The following is a 24,145-nucleotide window of genomic DNA, read 5'->3' as shown; positions in this document are numbered from 1 at the left end:
CGATTTGTCTAATCGTAAACCAATTTTTTGTATCTTAGCATCCTGAGTAATAGTATCAGGAAGTTCTCAAAAATAGTAAATTTAACATCATTTAAGTATTTAATACCTACAGTAACTGTTAATTTTATCAGAGAACTGCAATTGATAGTATAAAAATTGTAAAGGTTCGGTATCTCATGGGAAAAATAATTGCAATAGCAAATCAAAAGGGCGGCGTAGGGAAAACAACAACTTCGATCAACTTGGCCGCAAGTTTGGCTGTTTTAGAATATAAAACGTTGTTGGTGGATGCAGATCCACAAGCAAATTCTACTTCAGGGATTGGTTTTGATCCACGTGGAATCAAGGCTAGTGTATACGAGTGTTTGGTAAATGATTTGAATCCTCGTGATGCCATTAAAGCAACCGACACGCCACATTTGGATTTGCTGCCAGCACATATTGATTTGGTAGGAGCGGAGATTGAGATGATTAATCTGAACGAACGCGAATACAAAATGAAGAAAATGTTGGATGAAATCAAAGATGATTATGATTTCATCATCATTGATTGTTCACCATCATTAGGGTTAATTACGATTAATGCCTTGACAGCGTCTGATTCAGTCATCATTCCAGTGCAATGTGAGTATTTCGCTTTGGAAGGTTTGGGTAAATTATTAAATACCATCAAAATCGTTCAAAATAGATTAAATACCAATTTGGAAATTGAAGGTATTTTGTTGACGATGTATGATGTACGTTTACGTCTTTCTAATCAAGTCGTAGAAGAAGTTCGTACACATTTTACAGATTTGGTTTTCGAAACCATTATTCAGCGTAATACACGATTAAGTGAAGCTCCTAGCTTCGGTATCTCTGTTATCATGCACGACGCATCATGCAAAGGCGCGATAAACTATTTGAACTTAGCTCGTGAGATTTTACAAAAGAACGGATTGGTAGAAATAAATAAAGAAGAAAAAGCAATCGTATAATGGCAGCATTACAACGTAAAACAGGATTAGGAAAAGGACTTGGTGCGCTATTGCAGGATGATTTGAAAATATCTCCTAATACTTCTTCACGAGAGATCGGTGATACAGCCGCACCTTCAGCAGGTAGTATTAATTTTATAAAAATTGAAGAAATTGCTGTAAACCCATTTCAGCCGCGTACAGATTTTGATGAGAATGCTTTAAAAGAGCTTTCTGAATCTATTGTGTTGCAAGGGTTGATTCAGCCAATTACAGTAAGGCAAGTCAGCAAAAATCAATACCAACTCATCAGTGGTGAGCGTCGTTTACGTGCGTCTATGCTAGCCGGAATTACAGAGATTCCAGCTTATGTGCGTACGGCAAATGACCAACAGATGTTGGAAATGGCGTTGATTGAAAACATCCAACGTGAGAACTTAAATGCTATTGAGGTGGCATTAAGTTTCCAACGTATGATTGAAGAGTGTAACTTGAAACAAGAAGAACTTGGTGATCGTGTATCTAAAAATAGATCTACGGTAACAAACTATCTTCGTCTTTTGAAATTGCCACCAGTGATCCAAATTGGTATCCGTGATGGTAAAATATCAATGGGTCATGCACGTGCACTAATCAATGTTGGTGATATTGATAAACAACTTTTTGTGTATCAGGAAATAATCGACAAAGATTTATCTGTTCGTATGGCTGAGATTTTGGTGCGAAATATTCAAGAGCAGCTAAAACCTAAAAAAGGTAAAGGAGTTGGAAAGCAAATGGATTTTCAATATCAAAAAATTGAAGATGATTTGGCATCTAAATTCTCTACACGCGTACGTCTAAACTTGAAAAACACAAAAGGTAAGGGGGCAATAGAAATTCCTTTTGAATCAGAAGATGATTTAAGCCGTATTTTAGAATTGTTAGATTGGTAATGCCGAAATATTTAATCTTATTTTTTTTTCTTTTAAGTTCGTTTAGCAGCTTTTCACAAGTTGATACAACGAAGAAAGTACCTTTGGACAGCACCGCTTTAAATGCTTTGGATAGTGTAAAAGCAGCGCAGGATACGGTAAAGAAAAAAGAAACGCGCGCAGAGCGTAAAGCACGAGAAAAGGCAGAGAAGGAGCGAGAAAAATATTATTACAAAGATATTTTAAAAGACTCAACTCGCTTAGCGATTGAGGAGCTTTCAACAAAAGCTTGGCGACGGTCTCTTATAGCACCAGGATGGGGACAAATCACTAATGGTGGTAAGTATGTATGGATAAAGTTGCCCGTCATTTATGGTGGACTGGTTGTAGGTTATTTAACGTTTGATTTTTGGAACTGGCATTATCGAAAATTCGTAGATGAAGCCGCTTATCGGATTAATAATAACGGTGCTCCAAATGATCCTGACTTAGAATTCAGTTTTCCATCCACAGAAGGATTAATACGTGCTAAAGATAATTATCGCCGTTACCGTGACATGACTATTTTAGTCACAGCAGGCTGGTGGGGATTAAATGTATTGGAGGCGTACGTGGATTCTATGTTGCGCTTTCGGTATAATATAGGGGATGATTTGGGGTTCAAAATCATTCCTACGATGTTGCCAACATCTAATTTGGCATATAATATGAATTTTGGCCGTCAATTTACACCTGGTGTGAAGTTGACGTTTAATTTTAAATAGATAAACCTTAAATATGAAAATCGTTATACTAGGTTATGGCAAAATGGGACAGCTAATTGAAAAATTTGCGCTCAAAAGAGGTCATGAAATAGCATTAATTGTTGATGCGCACAATAGGGAAACACTTACTGCTGAAGATTTAGCCGACGCTGATATTGCCATAGATTTTAGTACTCCAGACGCAGCTTTAGAGAATATTAGTCTTTGTTTTGAAGCGGATTTACCTTTAGTAGTTGGTACTACAGGTTGGTACGAGCATTTGCAAGAAGTGAAGGAAACTTGTTTGGAAGCAGATCAAGCATTATTATATGGTTCTAACTTTAGTATTGGTGTAAATATCTTTTTTCATATAAATAGATTATTGGCAAAAGCCGTTAATCCTTACCAACAATACGATGTGCAGGTTGAAGAAATTCACCATATCCACAAGCTGGATGCACCAAGTGGAACTGCAATCACTATTGCTGAAGGTATTATTGACAACAATGATGTTAAGAAATCTTGGGTAAATCAAGTCGTAGGGTCAGAAGAAGAAGTAGTCAATAAGCCTAATGAATTATTAATTGAAAGTCTTCGTATAGAAGAAGTGCCGGGTACGCATACAGTATTGTATAGTTCAGAAGTTGATCAAATTGAATTCAAACATACAGCGCACAATCGTGACGGTTTTGCATTGGGCGCAGTCGTAGCTGCTGAGTGGTTATACGGCAAGAAGGGTTTTTATCAAGTAACAGAAATTTTTGATTTTAATAAATAGGCACCGAATACCTTCTACCTAGTGGGTTTTCTATGTTAAAATAAATAAATATGTGGTATATAATATTTGGAGTCTTAACAATTGTAGCCCTTTACGGGTTATTTCTTTTGTTTAAAAAGGCTGGCAAACAAGGTTGGGGAGCATTCATACCTTTCTATCGCGAATATGTAATGACGCAACTGGTAGGTAGACCTGCATGGTGGGTTGCTTTATTGTTGGTGCCGATTGTCAATATTTTTATTTTCTATAGTCTATATTTAGACCTGTTGAAAGCATTTGGAAAACAACGTTTTTGGGAAACAGCTGCTGCAGTGTTAGTTCCTTTTGTTGTATTGCCGATGTGGGGAAGAGATCCCAACGTTAAATATAAAGGTCAATCAGCTACAGATGAATTCAAGAAGCTATATCCATACAAGAAGTCTGTAGGTCGCGAATGGGCTGACGCTATTATTTTTGCTACAGTAGCGGCTTCTTTAATTCGTGGTTTTTTAATCGAAGCGTATATGATCCCTACAGGATCCATGGAAAGAAGATTATTAGTTGGTGATTTTTTGTTTGTAAGTAAGTTAAATTACGGGCCACGTATTCCAAATACACCAATAGCATTTCCTTTTGCTCACCATACTATGCCATTGACTGGCGGTAAAGCTTATTCCGAATTAATTAATATTCCTTATAAAAGATTGCCCGGTTTTCAGGGGATAGAACGAAATGACGTGGTTGTTTTCAATTATCCAATGGAAGCTGATGAGCCATATAACCGTCCTGTGGATAAACGTGAGAACTACATTAAACGTGCAGTAGGTATTCCAGGCGACGAAGTGTCTATGAAAGATGGTCGTTTATATGTGAATGGTGCTATTTCATATGATTCTAAAGATTTACAAACTTCTTATATTGTTTTTGCTGAACCGTATGGGATTTCAGAAGATAATTTGGTAAAGAACCGTTTTGAAGTAGATTTTGGAAATACTGATCCGTCTCAAGGTATTTATGTTTTGCATATAACCCCTGAAGAAGCAGAATCAATACGTTCCTGGTCTAATGTGAAAGAAGTGAGAGAAGTTATATACACGGCGGATAATCCAGATTATATATCATTCCCAAATTACGATTGGAATGAGCGTCAATGGACTTACGATAATTTTGGTCCAATAAAAGTGCCTGCTAAAGGATGGACAGTGAAATTAGATAAATGGACGTTGCCATTATATCAGCGTGCTATTACAGTATATGAAGGTAATACGTTAGAGATAAACGGAGATGATATTTTGATAAATGGTCAGAAAACAGATTCATATACGTTCAAGATGGACTATTATTGGATGATGGGTGATAGTCGTCACAATTCGTTGGATTCTCGTGGTTGGGGATTTGTACCAGAAGATCATATCGTAGGTAAAGCGTTATTTACCTGGTTAAGTTGGGATGCTGATGGTACTTTCTTATCTAAGATTCGTTGGAATAGAATTTTCAAGGGTATTGAATAATACCTTAGTATATAAAAATAGAAAAGCTCTGATTGACTTTCAATCAGAGCTTTTTCTATTTCATAGTAACTATAACTATGCCTTTAGAGCGGCTAAGTAGCGTTTAATAGTTTCTTCTAAACCTAAATATATCGCATCAGATATTAGTGCATGTCCAATACTTACTTCTAATAATCCTGGTATATGTTGGTTGAAATAAGCTAAATTATTTAAATCCAAATCGTGACCTGCATTTAATCCTAGTCCGACTTCTCTTGCTTTTACAGCTGCTTTGAAATAAGGCTCAATCGCTTTTTCTTTATCAAAACCAAATTCAGAAGCATAGGCTTCTGTATACAGCTCGATGCGGTCAGTTCCAGTTTCGGCAGCAGCTTCAACCATTTCTTCAATCGGATCTACAAAAATGGAAACACGAATACCAGCATCTTTAAATACCTTTACGGTTTCCTTTAGATATTCTTTGTTTTTGATAGTGTCCCATCCATGATTTGACGTCAACTGTCCCAATGCATCGGGAACTAATGTTACCTGTCCGGGTTTATTTGCCAATACGAGTTCGACAAATTTTTGTTCTTGACAATTACCTTCGATATTGAATTCAGTTTTAATTTCAGCTTTCAAATCGTAGACATCTTGGTAACGTATATGACGTTCGTCAGGACGTGGATGTACGGTTATGCCTTCAGCACCAAAACGCTCACATGCTAGTGCAGCAGCGACCAAGTTAGGTACATTTCCACCACGTGAGTTGCGCAGTGTAGCTATTTTATTAATATTTACGGATAGTCTTGTCATGGTTTACTGTATTATTGGTCAAAGGTAAAGAATTATTACGAGTAAGTTGATGGTAGACCTTAACTCGAATTGCCAATTTTCTCTTACAATATTGCAACATTGACCAAAATTCCTGCTATAAATTTTATAAATTGCATAGTAAATGGATGGAATAAGCTTCAATATATTAGAAGGATTTAGATTGCTTGATATCATTGATATCATGTTGGTCGCAGTGATCATTTATTATATTTACAGTCTAATCAAAGGAACGATTGCTGTGAATATTTTGATTGGTGTAGGGTTGTTTTACGGGATTTATTTGGTCGTAAAACAATTGGAAATGCGCCTGTTGACTGAAATATTTGGTGGGTTTATATCCGTTGGTTCCATTGCACTCATAGTTGTATTCCAACAGGAGATTCGTCGATTTTTATTACATATAGGTAAGAATATTTCTTTACGTCGTAAGAAGTATCTTTTGAATTTTATAGGTTCAAAACGCACTGTAACGGAGGATCATACTGAGCAAATCAAGATTATCGTGGATGCGTGTCGTAGTATGTCGAAGGCAAAAACCGGTGCTTTGCTTGTTTTTTCCCGTTATTTCGATGAAGAGTATTATCAATCAAGTGGTGAATATATTGATGCGCCCTTATCAAAACGTTTGTTAGAGAGTATTTTTTTCAAAAATAGTCCATTACACGATGGTGCGGTAGTTATTGTAGATTTTCGAGTAATGACAGCCAGCAGTGTTTTACCTCTTTCTGATAGTGAAGACTTACCGCCACAGTTTGGTTTGCGTCACCGTGCGGCCATAGGTGTGACCGAAGTTTCAGAAGCCGTAGCCGTGATTGTTTCGGAAGAAACTGGTGAAATATCTTTCGCCAAAGACGGAAATATCAATATGAATCTTAGTGCAGAGGAGCTTGAAGAATTATTAAAGGATGAATTGTAGTTTTTGAATTTAATTTAGATAAACTGTGATATATTCGAATTATATTCGATCGTTTCGCTTTTCATCCGTAAGAAAATCAAAATGTTTTTATTAAATTTACCTAAGTATAAACATAAATTTTGGTATCATGCATTTTGAAGAAAATAATCCTTTGGACATTGTTTTAAACGATTTATTCGAACATTATCGTAAGAATGTCGCAGACGTAGATAAAATCACAAAAGCATTATTGGAAAAAGAAGTTGTAGGTTCACAGGATGATATTGTGAATGATCATATTGCTTTCCGTACGTTGGGTGTTCCCAATTTAGGTATTGCTTCTTTCGAAAAGATATTCCAAGCATATGGTTATGTGAAGCGTGATTATTATTATTTCGAAGGTAAAAAATTAGATGCCTACTGGTTTTCTCCACCAGCAGAAGGTTATCCCCGCATTTTCGTATCTGAGTTGCGTGTGCGTGAATTGAGCCAAGAAGCGCAAGATATCATTTATAAATATACATCTGCGATTACTTCAGATCCGGTTGGTGATTTGGATTTGACAAATGGTCAAGAAGCTGCTGCATTTTTGCAAAAGCCTTTATGGGCATTGCCGACTTCAGAAGAATACCAAACTTTATTAAATGAGAGCGAGTATGCTGCTTGGGTAATTTACAACCGTTATTACTTAAATCATTATACGATTAGTATTCATGAATTAAAAGATGGCTACAATACATTGGAAGAATTTAACGACTTCTTGTTGAGTATTGGTGTGAAGTTGAACAACTCTGGTGGTATAATTAAAACCAGCGATGATAAGCTTTTGCGTCAAAGTAGTACAGTTTCCGCTTTGTATGATGCTACTTTTGCAGATGGCAAGACACTTGAAATAGCAGGTAGTTATGTCGAATTTGCCGAACGCTCGGTGTTACCACAATTTGCACACTTACTCAAAGAAGATATCAAATCGAAACATCGTCGTGATGGGTTTGAGACCAATAACGCAGACAAAATTTTTGAAAGTACGTATACAACACAGATAAAGGGTTCGTAAGGTGGAAGAAAAGTTGCAGAAATTAAAAGAATCGCTTTCGGGCGATCTTTTTTTCGATGAGAAAATGCGTTTGCTCTATGCTACAGATGCATCAGCTTATCGGGAAATACCTTTGGCTGTTGCTATTCCTAAATCCGAAGCCGATATTCAGCAATTGATCGCTTTTGCAAGAGCTAATAATACATCTTTAATTCCAAGAACAGCAGGAACTTCGTTAGCAGGACAAGTCGTGGGTAGCGGCATTGTCGTGGATGTTTCGAAGCATTTTACCAAAATATTAGAAATCAATACAGATGAACATTGGGTTCGTGTGCAGCCAGGTGTCATTCGCGATGAATTGAATATGTATCTACTCCCGTATGATTTGTATTTTGGTCCTGAAACATCTACTGCCAATCGTGCGATGATAGGAGGGATGGTCGGAAATAATTCGTGTGGTTCTAATTCTTTGATTTATAAGAGTACCCGAGAGCATACACTTGAAGTAGAAGGCTATCTTTCAGACGGCTCGAAAGTAACTTTCAGTGATTTGACTTTCGAAGAATTCCTAGCAAAATGTGAACTTCCCACTTTGGAAGGTAAAGTGTATACGCATATGCGCTCGATTTTGAGTGATTATCGTAATCAAGAGGAGATACGTCGGGAATTTCCGAAGAAATCTGTAGAACGTCGTAACACAGGCTACGCAATTGATTTACTTTTGGAAACAGATCCTTTTACCGTTGGGGCGGGGAAGTTTAATTTTTCGAAATTAATCTGTGGTTCTGAAGGCACACTTTTATTTATTATTTCGATAAAGCTGCACGTTAATACACTTCCCAAAAAACCTACGGGCTTACTTTGTGTACATTTTCAATCATTAGATGATGCGTTGAAAGCGAATTTAATTGCTTTGAAGCATAAGCCATTGGTTAGTGAACTGATGGATGATTATATTCTAGGATGTACAGAAAATAACTTAGAACAACAGCAAAATCGTTTTTTTGTCAAAGGAAATCCTAAAGCCATTTTGATTGTAGAATACGATGGGGAAACAGAATCAGTGTTACAACAAAAAGTAGATGCTGTAGAAGCAGATATGCGTGCAGCAGGATATGGTTATTATTTTCCATTAATAGTAGGCGCAGATAAAAAGAAAGTTTGGGATTTGCGTAAAGCAGGGTTAGGATTATTGAGTAATACGCCCACGGATGCGAAACCTGTTGCTGTCATTGAAGATACGGCAGTCGATGTAGAAGATTTGCCAGCTTACATTTCAGAATTCAACCAAATTTTAGCAAAATATAACCTGTATTCGGTGCATTATGCGCATGCTGCTACTGGCGAATTGCATTTAAGACCAATTATCAATTTAAAGACCAAAGAAGGAAATCAACTTTTTCGAGATATTGCTTTTGAAATAGCTAAACTTGTCAAAAAATATAAAGGCTCATTGAGTGGTGAACACGGTGATGGACGTTTGCGGGGTGAATTCATTGCCTATATGATTGGTGAACGTAATTACCAGCTACTAAAGGATATAAAGAGAACTTGGGATCCCTATGGCATTTTCAATCCTGGAAAGATTGTCGATACACCAGCCATGAAGACCTTTTTACGGTATGAACCAGGTATTGAAACTCGCAATATAACTTCTACTTTTCGTTATAAAGGTCAAAATATTCTTCAGCATGTAGAGCAATGTAATGGCTCGGGGGATTGTCGCAAGACAGAGTTGTCTAATGGCACTATGTGTCCTTCGTATATGGCGACTCGCAATGAGCATGATACGACACGTGCGAGAGCGAATATCTTACGTGAATTTTTGACAAATTCAACTAAGGAAAACCCCTATAATCATCCTGAAATAAAGGAAGTCATGGATTTGTGTATAAGTTGTAAGGGTTGTAAGGTGGAGTGTCCGTCGAGTGTGGATATGGCTAAGGTCAAAGCTGACTTTTTACAAGCGTATCACGATACAAATGGACTACCACTACGAACGCGCATGGTCGGAATGGTGGATCAATTGACGGCGCTGATGTCTTATATTCCGAGTATTTACAATTGGGGGACATCGAATAAGTTTACAAGTAAGCTTGTAAAAAATATTTTAGGTTTTGATAATAGACGTAATATTCCGAAGATCGCTTCTCAGTCACTTCGCAAATGGTTTTTGAACCGAGAAAAACCTTTGTGGAATGATAGAAAGCCAATCAAAGAAGTATATTTCTATTGTGACGAATTCACAAACTATAATGATGTGGAGTTGGGTAAGAAAGCCATTTTGTTGCTGGAAGCTTTGGGATATGAGGTTTTGGTGATAAATCATGCTTTTAGTGCTAGAGCATTAATTTCGAAAGGAATGTTGCGCGAAGCGCGAAAACTTGCTAATGAAAATGTGCGTATCTTCTCCTCGCGCTTGACAGATGAAATCGCTCTGGTGTGTGTAGAGCCATCTGCGATTTTATGTTTTCGGGACGAATACGTGGATTTGGTGGACGAAGAGCTTGAGGCAGACGCACAGCGGATTGCTCCTTTTGCTATGGTGATAGAGGAGTTTTTGTGGAAAGAGATTGAAAAAGGCAATATTAGTAAAGACGTTTTCATCGAGCTGCCACAAAATATATTATTGCACACACATTGTCAGCAAAAGGCTTGGAAATTGCAGCAATGTACATCTTCGCTATTAGCTTTCCCACAAGGGTATGAGGTGGAAGTGATTCCGTCAGGTTGTTGCGGAATGGCAGGTGCTTTTGGGTATGAGAAAGAACATTATGACATCTCTATGCAGATTGGAGAATTAGTACTTTTCCCGCAAGTTCGTGGAAAAGCTCAGGATACAATCGTCGTTGCTACAGGAGGTAGTTGTCGACATCAGATTTACGATGGAACAAAGGAAATCGCGATTCATCCCGTTGAAGTCTTATATAAAGCATTAAAAGACAAAAGTCATCTTTTATAAGATGACTTTTGTCTTTTAAGATATTTGATTCTTACAAATTATTTAGCTTCATTAAGTGCTTCTGTATTCAATTTGATATACTCACCATTATTAGCTTTTTTTGCCATTTCAATACCTTCTTGTGCGGCTTTTCTAGCACCAACTTTATCACCAGCTTTATTTAAAATTCTTGATTTCCAATATTTGATATGTGCTGCGCCAGTATTTCCTTCATCCGCTAATTTTACCCATTCCGCAGCTTTTTTGATATCTAGATTATTGGTGAAGTAATGTTGAGCAGCTTGGAAATAAGGTTTTTTCTCGCCTTGCATCGCTTGTTCAATACTAGCCATGATTTCTTTAGACTGATCTGTCGTAATAGAAAATGCTACTTTCGTATTTTCCCAAGCTAATGAAACACTCGTTGAATTCGTAGTAACATCATCAAAAGTAATGGTGAATGTTTCTACTTTATTAGCCAATTTCTGTGGTTTTACTTTGAAACGTAAGAAATCATCAGCTTGATTGTATTGATAAGCGCCCCATTGTTTTGGATTTTTACTTAAAATAACCGTCCATTCTGTTGGCGTTGGAATGGTGAAAATACCGTACGTACCTGCAGGAACAACATTTCCCTCGATATTAACCTCTTCATCCAATGTCAACGTAGGGATATTGTTAGCACCTGTACGCCAAACTTCATTATATGGAACTAACCCACCGAATATTTGACGACCTTTCATACTTGGGCGTTGATAGGATAAGATAATGTTTTTAATACCTAACCCCTGTATAACTGTGGTGGTACTACTTGCAGGAGGTAACTGCACCTGCGCTTGGCTCAATTCTGTTCCTAAGAATAATAAAGCTACTGTTGCTATTGATAAAATAGTTTTTCTCATTTTCCCTTTGTATATTTTTTAGTGTGAATTTAATAAATTTTTCAGGCTTTTGACCTGTGCAGGTATTAAATCGCGATTAATATTTTTGTTACTGAATTTTTGAATCTCCTGTTCTAAAGATTTTAGCTCTTCCATCTTCCCTTCTTTTGACAATATAGCACGTAATGCTTTGATTTTTTCAACGGTTTGAATGCCTTCACGCAATTTTTCAAAACGAATACTCGTTTCGTTTTCTGGATAGACCAAATATGTGTCCCCAGCTGCCCATGAGCCAAAACGGGTATCTTCAAGTGGATTCCCATTCCAACAGTCGTAAGCCCAACGCAAATATCCATCAAAACCACGTTGAATGGTATTCACGATCATATAAATTGGCTCATGATACCCCGAACTTGTGAATGTATTGGGGAATATTTCGGTACAACAGGTGTAAGCTGTCGTCTTGTAACCCTTCGCTTTGCGCGAAGCCAAAATATCTTCTGCCATCGTATCGTAAAATGGAATTGCGTAATCAATGATGTCGTCCGATAATTCGGGATGGTAGTAGCCTGCCAGCGAGATTTGAAAGTTCGGATCTGCTTTTTTGATAATTCCAATAGCGGCTTGCATATCTTTCATAGGACGCTCATCCATTGCAATAGTAGTTTTCTTAAACCAACCTTTTTTCTTTAGGTGCGCTGCAAAATCTTTTAAGAAAGGATACCAATGATCTTCGTATGCTTTTTCACTTGGTTTAGCTTTCAAAACTTGTCTTTGTTGTGTTGCCTCATCGAAATAATAAAATGACAAGTTCCACGGAATCATACTATAGCAATTGATGTAATCCGATACTCCTACCTCATGCATATATTCCACCCAACGATCAAATAAAGTATAATCGTAATGCCAAGTTCCATCTGTTTTCTTGGTCCAACGAATCATCGCGTCGTATTTGTCAAATGTTTGGCTATTCCAAGGATCATAGATCAAAGTAGTGGTAATGTTCTTTTGCCCAGCATTAGCTAAGCGTTCCATTGAAGGTTTTATTTTTTCTAAATGTTCTTTTGAAAAAACTTCTAAATCGTAATAACGTGCAGAAGAATATGGGTTCTGCCATAAATCCAAATGGAAATCCCAATCTTTTGCTGCATCTAATTTATGTTTTGAAACATTGATAATATAAGGCAATGTGAGCTCTTTGGTTTGATTGCTAGATGTTATTTTCACGTTCACTTCTCCCTTATAAATTCCAGGTTTGGCATCCTGAGGAACTGTTACACTCAACCACAATGGTCTTGTTTCCTTTGAATTGAAAGTATAAGTAGTTGAATTTAAAATACGGTCGGCCACTAATGTAGAATCTAAAATTACATTAATCCCACAAGCCGATTTTAATTTGGATGGATCATCACTGATTACATATGCGATGGGAGCGAATTGAATATTATTTTTGGTAATGCGATTTTTGTTTGATTTAAGATCTGAAACTGAAAGTTCTATAGTTGAATTATCAAATTTCATATCCTTAGTCCAAACAGCGAGTTGTGAATTTATGGTTTCACCTGCCCACGCCTCTGCTTTCCAAGTTTTGTGTATTACTGTTGTGGGAACATTGTGTTTAGATACACTGAAATCAGGATCAATAAATGAAAATTGAATTCCACTTTGGAGTTTGTCCCATGGGTTGTGGTCGGCTAAATGTTTTTTTGGATCGGCAATTTCTTTAAATTGTGCGAAGGATGAAGCACAAATTAAAGTAAACATCAAAGTAAGAAGTCTTTTCATAGTCTATAATTTGATGCTCAAAATACGAAATTAATTCTTCTTAAATAAGAAAGGCTTTCGATTGAAAGCCTTCACGTATTATTGTTTGTATAATATTCTAAATTTGATTGTATTTTCGATCTTCTTGAGCTGTGTGATTAATTTTTTATCATAATTCGAATCAATATCTGTAACCACATAACCTAAATCACCACGTGTCATCAAAAATTGCGATAATATGTTGATTTGATTATCCGCATAAATATTATTGATACGTGCTAAAATGCCTGGTACATTTTTGTGAATATGTAATAAACGGTGACCTTTTAATTTTTTAGGTAAAATCAAATGTGGGAAATTACGACTTTGATCTGTATCACCATTGTTGATAAAATCAGCCATACGACGCGGCACAAATTCAGCATTGGTGTGTTTTTCTTTTTTATCATCAAAAATTACAATACCTTTTTGCGTACACAACGTTCTGCTTACATTACCTTTTACATCACCTAAGTAACCCAAAGTTTTCAATTTATCCGCTCGAGACAATTGTTCGTTTGATACTTGTACACCATTACCTAACAACAACATTCCAACATCTTTGGTGTATTTTTCTTCAAAAGTATCTTTCACACGGATAGAGAAACCATCTCGCTTCAAAATGTGCGCTGAAATCTCAGGAACATCACCTACAATCAGACATAAAATACGATTCTTTGGGTAAGAAATTGCCGAAGGCAATTGATTGACGTACAAGAATTCGTCAAAACTTGGGGTAACGTGATCCGCATTGTCCGTAACACTTTTGCGTGAAATATTCTCTGTGAACGCGAAAAATTTCTCAATCAATCCCGATTCTTTCAGCTGAAAATCAGAATAACCATCACCGATACCATAAATAGTACCTTGGATGTTTAGATCTTTCAAAAGCTGTACTTTACCACCTTCATTCGAAAGCGGATTAGTATCGTCATAGCCAACAATGTAGCCGTTTTCATCAAATTTGAACGTATTGGCGTAAATGTTTTCTTCCAAAATCCCGTAAGGTGATACTACAGGAATAATGAACTCTTTGAAACCACCGGATACAATCCAAGCAGTCTCCGAATTTTGTTTGAAAAATTCCCGATTTCTGTCAAAGGATTTCGAAACTTTTTTCTTCAAATGCTTGATCAGCTTTTGTAAATGCTCTTTATTTGCTCGTAATAAAGCAATACGACCAGCCAGAGCCTCACGGAAAGAAATTTTTCCTTCCATCGCTAAGTTGGTAAAGCGTTCGATCTCTTTGTAAACCTTTTCTTGATCTGGACTACCTTCTAATGATATACGAGCCAGCTCGTCCAATGCCTCCACTTGTGTGAACGTACTGTCGAAATCAATGATGTAATAATTTTTCACTGCTGTTTAGATTGTTTGTGTTTTGTTGTTATTATAATATGTGTTCGCTATTTCTTCTAGCGTGTGATTCAAAGGTTTGAATGAATAATTAATCGTCGAGACAATCTTTTCATTCGAATAAGCCAAAAGATCGGAAGCTGCACGAGTAGATTCTTCGGTAATGACAGGCTTTTTACCTGTAATCATTGAAGCTACTTTTGCAGCACGCCATGCAAACGAAAGCATCCAAGAATTCGCACGAATGGTAGGAGCTTTTTTATTTATCAATTTTGCTATACGCGATAGCAACTCTTTATTCGAAATGTTTTCCGAATTCAGAATAAATCTTTCGCCTGATATGGATTCGCTATTCATCAGTTGCACCATGATTTTACTCACATCTTCTACATCTACGATGCCTACCGAACCGCCTGTAAATATTTTGATTCCATTGTTCACCAACTCGAATATTGCACCTGAACCTTTTTTGTAAGATCCTATACCCATAATCACGGAAGGATTAATAATTACCGCATCCAGTCCTTCGTTAATCCCACGCCATACTTCCAATTCGGATTTGTATTTCGATAAGGAGTAATTGGATATTTTGGGATTGAATTCCCATTTGTCTAGTTCGTTGACAGGTTTATTGTTTTTACTTGTACCCAATGCTGCTATCGAACTCACGTGAAGCAGTCTAGCTTTGTGTGCCAAACATAAATTTACAATATGTGAAGTACCTTCTACATTGATCAAAAACATTTCTGGGGCATCTTCCTTTTGGTAAGATACTTTAGCGGCGCAGTGATAAACTTGCGAAATCCCTTTGAATACCTCCTCCAATGCAAAATAATCCGTCACATCGGCATCCACCCATTGTATCAATGAAGAAGATTTTAATTTATCTGGAATACTTGAAGATGACCTCTTTGTCGCCACGACTGCATGCCCTTGATCGATTAACAATTTGATGAGCGCTGACCCTAAAAATCCTGTTCCTCCAGTTACTAATATCACGTGCTTTGTTATATAATGTTTTAGCCATTCAAATATAGATTTTTAGGCTATGGAATGCAAAAGTTATACGGTATTTATATGATTTGAATACTTTTAAAAGTTTTATGATTTGGATGAATAAATGCATATTTGCATAGCGATATACCAAATATAGTTTTTCGTTATTAATAATTTCCAAATATGTCATTAGCAGATTTTTTTTCACCCATTAGCTTGTCGGATATTTCTTTGAAAGATGAATATCTAAATTCTCAATTTGGACGTGTTATTCAAATCTATCAAGATGAATTCCCGAATTGGGAGGATGAAGAAAACAGACCAAATCTAGCTATCATAGGTGTAGAAGAAGATCGTGCTTCGATCAATAACAAAGGAACCGCGAAAGCACCTAATGCTGTACGCAAACATTTGTATGAGCTGTACCAAGGCGATTATAAAACAAAAATTGTTGATTTTGGAAATATCATAGCTGGCAATTCGATCAATGATACCTATGCAGCACTGAAAGTTGTTGTGGAGGAATTGGTCAAGAAAGATATTGTTCCGATTATTATTGGCGGAGGTCAAGATTTGACGTACGCGCAATACCGAGGTTATCAGGAGTTGGAGCAACGTGTGGAAGTTGCGGTTATTGATGCGAAGTTTGATTTGGATCAAGAGCATACGGAGGATATGCCGCTGAATTCGCAGACCTATCTGAATCATTTAATTTTGCATCAACCAGACTATCTTTTCAACCTTAATAATGTCGCGTATCAGACGTATTTGGTGAGCAAAGAATCCATCAATATGTACGACAAACTGTTCTTCAATGCACAGCGTGTCGGTATGATTGCTGGAAAACTGGATCAGGCGGAGCCAATAATTCGTGCTGCGGATATGGTTTCATTTGATATTGGTGCTATCCGTGCATCCGAAGCTCCAGGCAACGCTAATGCGGTACCGAATGGTTTATTTGGCGATGAAGCGTGTCAATTGGCGCGATATGCGGGTATGTCGGATAAATGTAGTTCAATCGGTTTTTATGAATTTAATCCCACATTTGATCCAATGGAACAAACTGCAATGTTAGTTTCACAAATGATTTGGTGTTTTGTGGATGGCTATTACAACCGTAAAAACGATGCACCTCTAGTTCCGAAATCGGCTTACATCATTTACCGTACGCCATTAGAAAATGAAGAGCACGAATTGGTTTTTGTGAAAAGTAAAAAGTCCGATCGTTGGTGGATGCAAGTGCCTTATTTTGGTACAAAATCTGTAAACGAGCGTTTTTACTTAGTGCCATGCCGTTATGAGGATTACCAACTTGCCGTTTCTGGCGAAATGCCTGATATTTGGTGGAAAACACATCAAAAATTACAATAATATTCGATGGTCTTTTCAGACCATTTTTTGTTTAAATAAGATTTATGGAATATATATTAATTGCACTAATTGTTTTATTACTTGTTGTTTGTATTTATTTTGCATTGCAAAAAGCAAGAGGAGTTTCTAAATCAGAATTCGATAAGCTTAGTCAGTATAAGCAAGAACTGGAAATTGAATACGCGAAAGTAAAGCAATTTGCTGAATTGCAAGCACAGGAAAAGGAGGAGCTGAAACGATTGCTCGAGCGTGAGCAAAATGAGCGCAATGCCTTAGAACGAACGTTGGAAGGGACGAATGCATATTTGCAAGCACAACAAGAAAAATTCGAGGAGCAAAAAGAAGAAATTCAGCGTACCAAAGCGCAATTTAACAATGAGTTTCAAGTTTTGGCGAATAAGATATTAGAAGAAAAGACCCAAAAGTTTACGGCCCTGAATCAACAATATTTGGGTGTTATCTTAGATCCTCTGAAAGAAAAAATTAAAACTTTCGAAGAGAAAGTTGAAAAATCTTATGCTCAAGAATCCGCTGAGCGAAATGTATTGAAAGGTGTCGTGGAACAATTGATGCAACAAAGTTTGCAAATTAAAGACGAAGCTAATAATTTGACACGTGCTTTGAAAGGTGATTCCAAGAAGCAAGGAAATTGGGGCGAAGTGATTTTGGAACGCGTTTTAGAACGTTCGGGGTTAACAAAAGATCAAGAATACAGATTGCAAGTTTCTTTGCAAGATGAGCAAGGGCGACGATTGCAGCCTGATGCGATTATAGATTTACCAGATGACAAGCAGTTGATTGTCGATTCTAAAGTTTCTTTAGTTGCCTATGATAATTACATCAATGCTGAGACCGAAGAAGAATTGAGTTTGCATTTAAAATTGCATGTGCAGTCCATTGAAAACCATGTGAAAGAACTTTCGGCTAAGAATTACCACAGTTTGTACGGCATTCATTCACCAGATTTTGTCATGCTTTTTATGCCAATAGAATCCGCATTGAGTGTTGCGGTGATGCATAAGCCAGAATTATTTTCGGATGCTTGGGATAGACGAGTTGTGATTGTGAGCCCTTCAACATTGTTGGCGACATTGCGTACAATTGCTTCCATGTGGAAACAAGAACGTCAGAATCGAAATGTCTTAGAAATAGCACGGGAGGCAGGCGCGCTTTATGATAAGTTCGTCGGATTTTTGACCGATATGCAGCAAATTCAAGTGCATCTAAATAAAGCTTCAGAAAAGCACGATGAAGCCATGAAGAAGCTTTCAACTGGCGCTGGAAATGTAGTGCGACGCGTAGAAAATTTAAAATCGCTTGGCGCGAAAGCGAATAAACAGATAGATGATAAGTTTTTGGATTCGTAGGAAACAATAAAGGGAAGATTTCCATCTTCCCTTTATTGTTTAAGTCAATACCGTTTTGCTTAATATCCCATTGCCGTATCATCACCACGATGATCTGCTCCAGCCTGTAATTTACCGTTTGGTAATACAATAATATTTTCTACCCGGCCGATATTTCCTCTTATGTGAATTTTATAACCGTCTTTTTCTAAACTTAAGCGCGTTTTTTCATCGATAGCTTTTGCTTCTACGTCTATACGATCTGGTTTCCATTGGTGATGAAATCGTGCTGTACTAACAGATTCTTGTGCTGTCATGCCAAATTCCAATACATTTAATATTGTTTGAAAAACCGAAGTAATAATTGTAGAACCGCCAGGTGTACCAACGACCATTTTCAACTTGCCGTCTTTCTCCACAATAGTAGGCGTCATAGCAGACAACATACGTTTTCCAGGTTCAACAGAGTTCGCTTTGCCGCCTAATAAACCATACATATTTGGTGTACCCGGTTTTACGGAGAAATCATCCATTTCATTGTTTAACAAGAAGCCCGCTCCGTCAACCCATACTAATGATCCATATGATCCGTTGATAGTCGTTGTCAGCGAAACCGCATTTCCTTCTTTGTCGACAATGCTATAATGTGTAGTTTCTTCAGATTCGTAGCCAGGAAATTTGCCTGCTTTGATCGTTTCACTATCTGTTGCTTTTGCTAAAGATACATTTACCATTCTACTTTGATTGTAAGCCGCAGAAGTTAAATGTTCTACTGGAACACGGTAAAAATCTGGATCACCTAAGTGTGTTGCGCGATCTGCGTACACACGACGCTCTGCTTCGACCATCGCTCTGACAGTGCTGTCTGATTGAAAACCCCATTGTGCTAACGGGTATTTTTCGACAGATTGCAATAAGGCCAATAGTGCCACACCACCACTCGAAGGTGGAGGCATAGAAATAATTTTATGGCCTTTGTATTCACCTACAATTGGTTTACGCCAAATAGCTTGGTAATCTTCTAGGTCTTTGTGCGAAATAATACCGTTGCCACGTTTCATTTCGGCTACGATATAGTCGGCAGTTTTACCCTTATAAAATCCATCACGACCTTCGCTCGCTATACGTTTTAAAGTTTCTGCTAATTCTAATTGTACAAAATTATCTCCTTCTTTCCAATCTTCCGTTTTGATAATAGCCGCACCATTAGGATTGTGTTGGATAAATCGAGCTTTGTAATTATTGAACTCACCAGCTTGTTGTTTTGTTATTGGAAAACCTTTCTCTGCTAATGCTATTGCGGGAGCAACAAGTTCTTTCCATGGCAAGGAAGCATATTTTTTAAAAGCTTCATCCATTCCCGCAACTGATCCTGGGACACCTGCAGCGAGCTGGCCATATAGACTTAAGTCTGTTATCGGGTTACCATCTTTGTCCAAATACATATCCTTAAAAGCTGCAGCAGGTGCTTTCTCACGAAAATCTAATGACGCTACTTCTCCAGTCTTACTGCGGTAAACCATAAAACCACCACCACCAAGATTTCCTGCATTGGGATATACAACAGCCAAAGCAAATTTGACTGCGATCGCTGCGTCTACTGCATTACCGCCTTTTTTCAAAATATCAACCCCCACCTTAGAAGCCAAAGGATGCGCTGTTACCACAGCTCCATTATCATAAGTACTACTGATAGGTTGCATTTCAGTTCGTTGAATCGAAATACAACTGTAACTCAGAAAGGAAACTACGATAAAATAAATGATGTTTTTCATATGATATGTAAGGTTTGCTTGTTTGTGCCTAAAGATACTTATATTCAGAAAAAAAAGGTAATATTAAGCATAAACTCTAATTATCAGATTTTATCAACTAAAAATGGAGCGTATCACGCTCCATCCATATTTTATAATGTTAATGCTAATCGGGTAAATGCAAATCGACCGTTGAAACCAAACTGTTGTCCTGTTCTGGAATACAAAAAGTATCCTGCCCCTTGTAAGGAGCTTCCGTCGCGTACTTTATCTGGGTATACATCAAACAAATTGTTTGCTCCGACAGTCCATTTCAAATTCTTGGTTAATTGGTAGCCCAAACTTAAATCAGTTACAACTTTACCACCGAAAGTTTGTCTATCTGCATCGACATTCGTTGCGCCTTCCACTTCACCGAAGTACACATTACGTAGAAACACATTGAATTTATCAAGTGTGTAATTGAATGAAAGATTGATCTTTTGACGAGGGACAGCAGATTCTAAATAAATGCGAGAAGCCTGATCAAAATAGATGTTTTCTTTGCCAGCTAATTTCTCCGAAGATTTCACTTCACCCAAGATATTTGTTTTCACAAATGTTCCAGATAAATCCGTTCGCAAAGTTCCTTTTCCAATGTTTTCGTTGTACGTTAAGACTACATCCAAACCCTTTGTTTCGGTGTCAATTGCGTTTGCAAAGAAACGGGCAGAAGAAGCGTTCGCGGTTTGTAGTAAGCTGTAAATTTCTTTGTCTTGTTCGCTTGCTCCAGCTGCATTTGAACCAGTAAAGTTTCCAGTATAGACGATACGGTCATTTATACGAATGTAATATCCATCAATTGTAGCTTTTAGTTTTCCAAAATTTCCAGTCAATCCAGCGCTGTACGAATGCGAAGTTTCTTGTTTCAGTGACGGAATACCTAACAATTGTGCTGGACGGCTATCGTTTGTGAAAGTTCCAGAATTAATAATTTGTCCGTCTACGAATAAACTTGAAGTCGCATTAAAATAACGTTGGTGTAGAGAAGGTGCTCTAAAACCACTACTTGCTGCTGCTCTAAAATTGAATCGTTCGTCTATTTTGTAGCGTGTACTAATTTTCCAATTTAAAGTAGACCCAAAATCAGAGTAATTTTCGAAGCGCAATGCACCTGTCAATAAGAAACTAGGAGTGAAGTTCACTTCCACATCTCCATATGCAGCTATAGAAGAGCGTGATTCGTTAATGGCATTGTCAGGTCTGAAACCGCCAAAAGCTTGTGCTCCTGAAGCGTATGCTGAGCCATTAGCTGCAAATCTAGTCTGCACATTGCCCTGGAAATTTGGAATCAATATTGGATTACCTGCTCCGTCCGTGCCTACTCGAATTGCTTTACCATAGTCCGCATACGAAGCTTCTTCACCTGCCACAATTTTATAATTTTCGTAGCGATGTTCTAAACCAAATGCAACGTTAATTCCAGCTAATGTTTGTTCAAAAAATCTATTAACATCAAAATTGGTCGTATTTTGTGCAAAACGGTAGCCGCCATCATCGAAGGATGTCGGAGAGGCTTTTAGCAATGAGGCGTTTAGTGAGTTTTCAGTTTTAAAATCAATGGCATTTCGACCGAACGAATTGGAGAAATCCGCATTCCAATTTCCTATTTTACCTTTGATGCCTGTCGCAAATGATTGGTCGTAATTGTCTGTAACAATTAATGGAAGAAAACCTAAAGGATAAATTTCACTAATATTCTGTGTAAGCTGTGCTGGTTGTCTTCTGAAAGCTGCAGATTCGCCATTGCGGTAGTTCAAACCACCAAAAGCGTAGAATTCTGCATTTTCACGGAGAGGAATAGCCGAATTGAAGAACAATGCACCTCCTCGCGTCTGCGCCTGTCCTATACGCGATACAAAGTCAGCTCTTGTCAATCCTCTTTTTGCTAATTCAGCATCTGTTATATTTGCGCCAGTAGGTGAAGGATAATCTGTTGGATTGTTATAGTCATTAAATATAACTCCCGTGAATTCTTTTTGTCTGTTTGTTGGTTCGCGGAAATCATAAGAACCAGAGAAGTTAATATATCCGCCTCGGTCACCTAATGGTAAACCAAAATTTAGGTTAGCCTGTACTGACTGTCCATCGAATTTGTTTTCCGCATTTTCAGAGGCAAATCCACCATACGTAGCTGAAGCACGCAATTCTTGTACATTATCTTCTAAGATAATATTGATTACACCAGCAATAGCGTCCGAGCCATATTGTGCGGCAGCACCATCGCGAAGTATTTCTATACGTTTTATCGCTGCGGTAGGAATAGCATTCAAATCAGTACCTACAGAACCTTTACCAAATGTTCCGTTGATATTTACTACAGAAGTCGTATGACGACGCTTTCCGTTGATTAATACCAATACTTGATCTGGGCCCAAACCTCGCAACGACGCTGGGTCTATATGATCCGTTCCATCCGAAATAACTTGTGTATTGGAGTTAAATGATGGCGCAACATAGTTTAGTAATTGATTCAGAGAAACTTGTGCCACATCCTTAGTTAAGTTTTTGATGTCAATAACATCTACAGGAGCTGGAGTTTCCAAATTGGAACGCGGAACAGCTCGACTACCGACTACAACTACTTCATCCAATGAAGTCGCATCTAGATCAAAGTTTAGCACATTATTGATTGCTTCTGTAATATTTTTAGTTACAGATTTATAACCAACATAAGATACAGTAATTGATTTTGTATTTGCTGTAATATCAATTGTATATGCGCCTTGCGTATCTGTGGATTGTGAAATTCCATCATTAGTGCGTACGGTAGCACCTAATATGTTCTCGTTATTTGATTGTACTAGTCCAGTTAGTTTTTGAGTTTGTGCGAAAACATTTACGGTTAGTAAAGTGAACAATAAGAGGGTGTTGATTTTGAGGGTGTAAGTTTTGTATATCTGCTTCATATCTCACAATTTTAAATAGTTAACGCTGCAAATATATAAAATCTATCTATTAAGTAGATTAAATTATTTTGAAATTATTTTTCTTTTCGAAAATATTCGTTTGTTCTAGATTTCGAAAGGATATATTTTATCTAAATTTTTAATTTAAAAACTTTAGATAGTATAAGAAGTGTGTTATAAAGGGATATGGAATAATTCAACTATGCTACTTCAATTTCTCATTATTTTTATGCCTATCGCTATCACGGTTTGTTTTCTTATCCAAATTCTTCTGCAAAGCTTCCGTCAAGTTTACGCCTGTTTGATTAGCTAGACAAATTAATACAAATAAAACATCAGCCATTTCATCCGCTAGATTCACTTCCTTATCTGAATTTTTAAAGGACTGCTCGCCATATTGACGCGCCATGATGCGTGCCACTTCACCAACTTCTTCCATCAGCATCGCGGTATTAGTCAACTCGTTGAAATAACGTACACCTGTTGTCGTTATCCATTTTTCCACGATTTCTTGTGCTTCTTGTATGGTCATAATAGCTTAAAAATTATCTTTATCCTTTGTGTTCATAATTATCGTCACAGGTCCATCATTGCGCAAATCGATTTTCATATCTGCACCAAATATACCCAATTGGACTTCTTTGTTTAAAAGTGAACTTAGCAACTTGCTCATATCTTCGTACATGGGTTTCGCTTTATCGGGTTTACCTGCACGAATAAAAGAAGGTCTATTGCCTTTTTTTGTTTGTGCAAATAAGGTAAACTGTGAAATCAACAAAATATTTCCGTCAATATCTTGAATCGATTTATTCATTAAACCTTTTTCGTCGGAGAAGATGCGTAGATTGACTATTTTATTTGCCAACCATTCCATATCTTCTTTGGTGTCGCCTTCTTCAACTCCCAATAATACTAATAAACCAGCCTCTATTTTACCTGTGATTATATCATCTACGGTACATGAAGCATGTGTGACACGTTGTATAACTGCTCGCATGGCTTAAAAGTAGAAAAAATACTCAAATTAATTTTTGCGATGTTGATGTAGTAGTGAAAAAACTCAAGACTTAGCTAACCCGCCTAAAATATTCTAGTATATATTACTCAGCCTTCAATCCAAT

The 24,145-nt window shown here is 37.3% G+C and carries 19 protein-coding genes; 10 read left to right on the top strand and 9 right to left on the bottom strand.

Annotated elements, in window-relative coordinates:
* Nucleotides 1–176 precede the first annotated feature (176 nt).
* Genes GOQ16_RS01995 through lepB form a run of 5 tightly spaced genes read left to right on the top strand, consistent with a single transcriptional unit; the run spans nucleotide 177 to nucleotide 4,881 of the window.
* Entirely contained in the window at nucleotides 177–977 is an 801-nt protein-coding gene (locus GOQ16_RS01995) for a ParA family protein (protein ID WP_149912783.1), read from the top strand.
* Nucleotides 977–1,891 carry a ParB/RepB/Spo0J family partition protein gene (locus GOQ16_RS01990; RefSeq protein WP_160067395.1) on the top strand — a complete coding sequence of 305 codons (915 nt, stop codon included), beginning with the start codon at nucleotides 977–979 and terminating at the stop codon, nucleotides 1,889–1,891. Before GOQ16_RS01995 ends, GOQ16_RS01990 begins: the two co-directional genes overlap by 1 nt.
* Entirely contained in the window at nucleotides 1,891–2,634 is a 744-nt protein-coding gene (locus GOQ16_RS01985; protein ID WP_160067393.1) for a DUF5683 domain-containing protein, read from the top strand. The genes GOQ16_RS01990 and GOQ16_RS01985 overlap by 1 nt, the downstream gene beginning before the upstream one ends.
* A 13-nt stretch (nucleotides 2,635–2,647) precedes the next feature.
* Nucleotides 2,648–3,391, top strand: a complete 744-nt coding sequence (gene dapB, locus GOQ16_RS01980; RefSeq protein WP_160067391.1) for a 4-hydroxy-tetrahydrodipicolinate reductase — start codon at nucleotides 2,648–2,650, stop codon at nucleotides 3,389–3,391.
* Between the two features lie 50 nt (nucleotides 3,392–3,441).
* Entirely contained in the window at nucleotides 3,442–4,881 is a 1,440-nt protein-coding gene (gene lepB, locus GOQ16_RS01975; protein ID WP_160067389.1) for a signal peptidase I, read from the top strand.
* A 75-nt stretch (nucleotides 4,882–4,956) separates the two neighbouring features.
* Here the strand turns inward: lepB and GOQ16_RS01970 are convergent, their stop codons facing one another.
* Entirely contained in the window at nucleotides 4,957–5,676 is a 720-nt protein-coding gene (locus GOQ16_RS01970) for a pyridoxine 5'-phosphate synthase (RefSeq protein WP_160067387.1), read from the bottom strand.
* Nucleotides 5,677–5,818: 142 nt separating this feature from the next.
* Here GOQ16_RS01970 and cdaA point away from each other — a divergent pair, with 142 nt between their 5' ends.
* From cdaA to GOQ16_RS01955, 3 genes are all read left to right on the top strand, one after another.
* Nucleotides 5,819–6,613, top strand: a complete 795-nt coding sequence (gene cdaA, locus GOQ16_RS01965; RefSeq protein ID WP_160067385.1) for a diadenylate cyclase CdaA — start codon at nucleotides 5,819–5,821, stop codon at nucleotides 6,611–6,613.
* A 127-nt stretch (nucleotides 6,614–6,740) separates the two neighbouring features.
* Nucleotides 6,741–7,649 (top strand): DUF1338 domain-containing protein, encoded by a 909-nt coding sequence (locus GOQ16_RS01960; protein ID WP_160067383.1) that lies wholly within the window; start codon nucleotides 6,741–6,743, stop codon nucleotides 7,647–7,649.
* A gap of 1 nt (nucleotide 7,650) precedes the next feature.
* A complete protein-coding gene (locus GOQ16_RS01955; RefSeq protein ID WP_160067381.1) occupies nucleotides 7,651–10,590 on the top strand; it encodes an FAD-binding and (Fe-S)-binding domain-containing protein in 2,940 nt (979 codons plus the stop codon).
* A 38-nt stretch (nucleotides 10,591–10,628) separates the two neighbouring features.
* Here the strand turns inward: GOQ16_RS01955 and GOQ16_RS01950 are convergent, their stop codons facing one another.
* From GOQ16_RS01950 to GOQ16_RS01935, 4 genes are all read right to left on the bottom strand, one after another.
* A complete protein-coding gene (locus GOQ16_RS01950) occupies nucleotides 10,629–11,471 on the bottom strand; it encodes a DUF2911 domain-containing protein (protein ID WP_160067379.1) in 843 nt (280 codons plus the stop codon).
* Between the two features lie 18 nt (nucleotides 11,472–11,489).
* The gene (locus tag GOQ16_RS01945) at nucleotides 11,490–13,235 is read right to left on the bottom strand and encodes a DUF4091 domain-containing protein (RefSeq protein WP_160067377.1); all 1,746 of its coding nucleotides are present in this window, start codon (nucleotides 13,233–13,235) and stop codon (nucleotides 11,490–11,492) included.
* Nucleotides 13,236–13,313: 78 nt separating this feature from the next.
* On the bottom strand, nucleotides 13,314–14,612 hold the full coding sequence (locus tag GOQ16_RS01940; RefSeq protein ID WP_160067375.1) for an HAD-IB family phosphatase: 1,299 nt from the start codon (nucleotides 14,610–14,612) through the stop codon (nucleotides 13,314–13,316).
* Nucleotides 14,613–14,618: 6 nt separating this feature from the next.
* Nucleotides 14,619–15,608, bottom strand: coding sequence for an NAD-dependent epimerase/dehydratase family protein (locus GOQ16_RS01935; RefSeq protein ID WP_160067373.1), 990 nt, complete (start codon nucleotides 15,606–15,608; stop codon nucleotides 14,619–14,621).
* Between the two features lie 180 nt (nucleotides 15,609–15,788).
* Between GOQ16_RS01935 and GOQ16_RS01930 the strand changes: the two genes are divergently transcribed.
* Together GOQ16_RS01930 and GOQ16_RS01925 are read left to right on the top strand one after the other, a co-directional pair.
* Nucleotides 15,789–16,976: a formimidoylglutamase gene (locus GOQ16_RS01930; RefSeq protein WP_160067371.1), complete on the top strand. Its 1,188-nt coding sequence runs from the start codon at nucleotides 15,789–15,791 to the stop codon at nucleotides 16,974–16,976.
* Between the two features lie 44 nt (nucleotides 16,977–17,020).
* Nucleotides 17,021–18,343, top strand: coding sequence for a DNA recombination protein RmuC (locus GOQ16_RS01925; protein ID WP_160067369.1), 1,323 nt, complete (start codon nucleotides 17,021–17,023; stop codon nucleotides 18,341–18,343).
* A gap of 59 nt (nucleotides 18,344–18,402) precedes the next feature.
* Here GOQ16_RS01925 and ggt read toward each other — a convergent pair whose 3' ends face one another.
* From ggt to dtd, 4 genes are all read right to left on the bottom strand, one after another.
* Nucleotides 18,403–20,097: a gamma-glutamyltransferase gene (ggt, locus tag GOQ16_RS01920; protein WP_160067367.1), complete on the bottom strand. Its 1,695-nt coding sequence runs from the start codon at nucleotides 20,095–20,097 to the stop codon at nucleotides 18,403–18,405.
* A 131-nt stretch (nucleotides 20,098–20,228) separates the two neighbouring features.
* On the bottom strand, nucleotides 20,229–23,024 hold the full coding sequence (locus tag GOQ16_RS01915; RefSeq protein ID WP_160067365.1) for a TonB-dependent receptor: 2,796 nt from the start codon (nucleotides 23,022–23,024) through the stop codon (nucleotides 20,229–20,231).
* Nucleotides 23,025–23,229: 205 nt separating this feature from the next.
* Nucleotides 23,230–23,556 (bottom strand): nucleotide pyrophosphohydrolase, encoded by a 327-nt coding sequence (locus GOQ16_RS01910; protein WP_160067363.1) that lies wholly within the window; start codon nucleotides 23,554–23,556, stop codon nucleotides 23,230–23,232.
* Between the two features lie 6 nt (nucleotides 23,557–23,562).
* Nucleotides 23,563–24,021: a D-aminoacyl-tRNA deacylase gene (gene dtd / locus GOQ16_RS01905; protein ID WP_160067361.1), complete on the bottom strand. Its 459-nt coding sequence runs from the start codon at nucleotides 24,019–24,021 to the stop codon at nucleotides 23,563–23,565.
* Nucleotides 24,022–24,145: the final 124 nt, after the last annotated feature.

The sequence above is a fragment of the Sphingobacterium bovisgrunnientis genome, from assembly GCF_009829085.1.
In the GTDB taxonomy this organism is placed as follows: Bacteria; Bacteroidota; Bacteroidia; order Sphingobacteriales; family Sphingobacteriaceae; genus Sphingobacterium; species Sphingobacterium bovisgrunnientis.
Note: the sequence above shows the minus strand (reverse complement) of the source record. Positions and strands in the feature narration are given on the sequence as shown.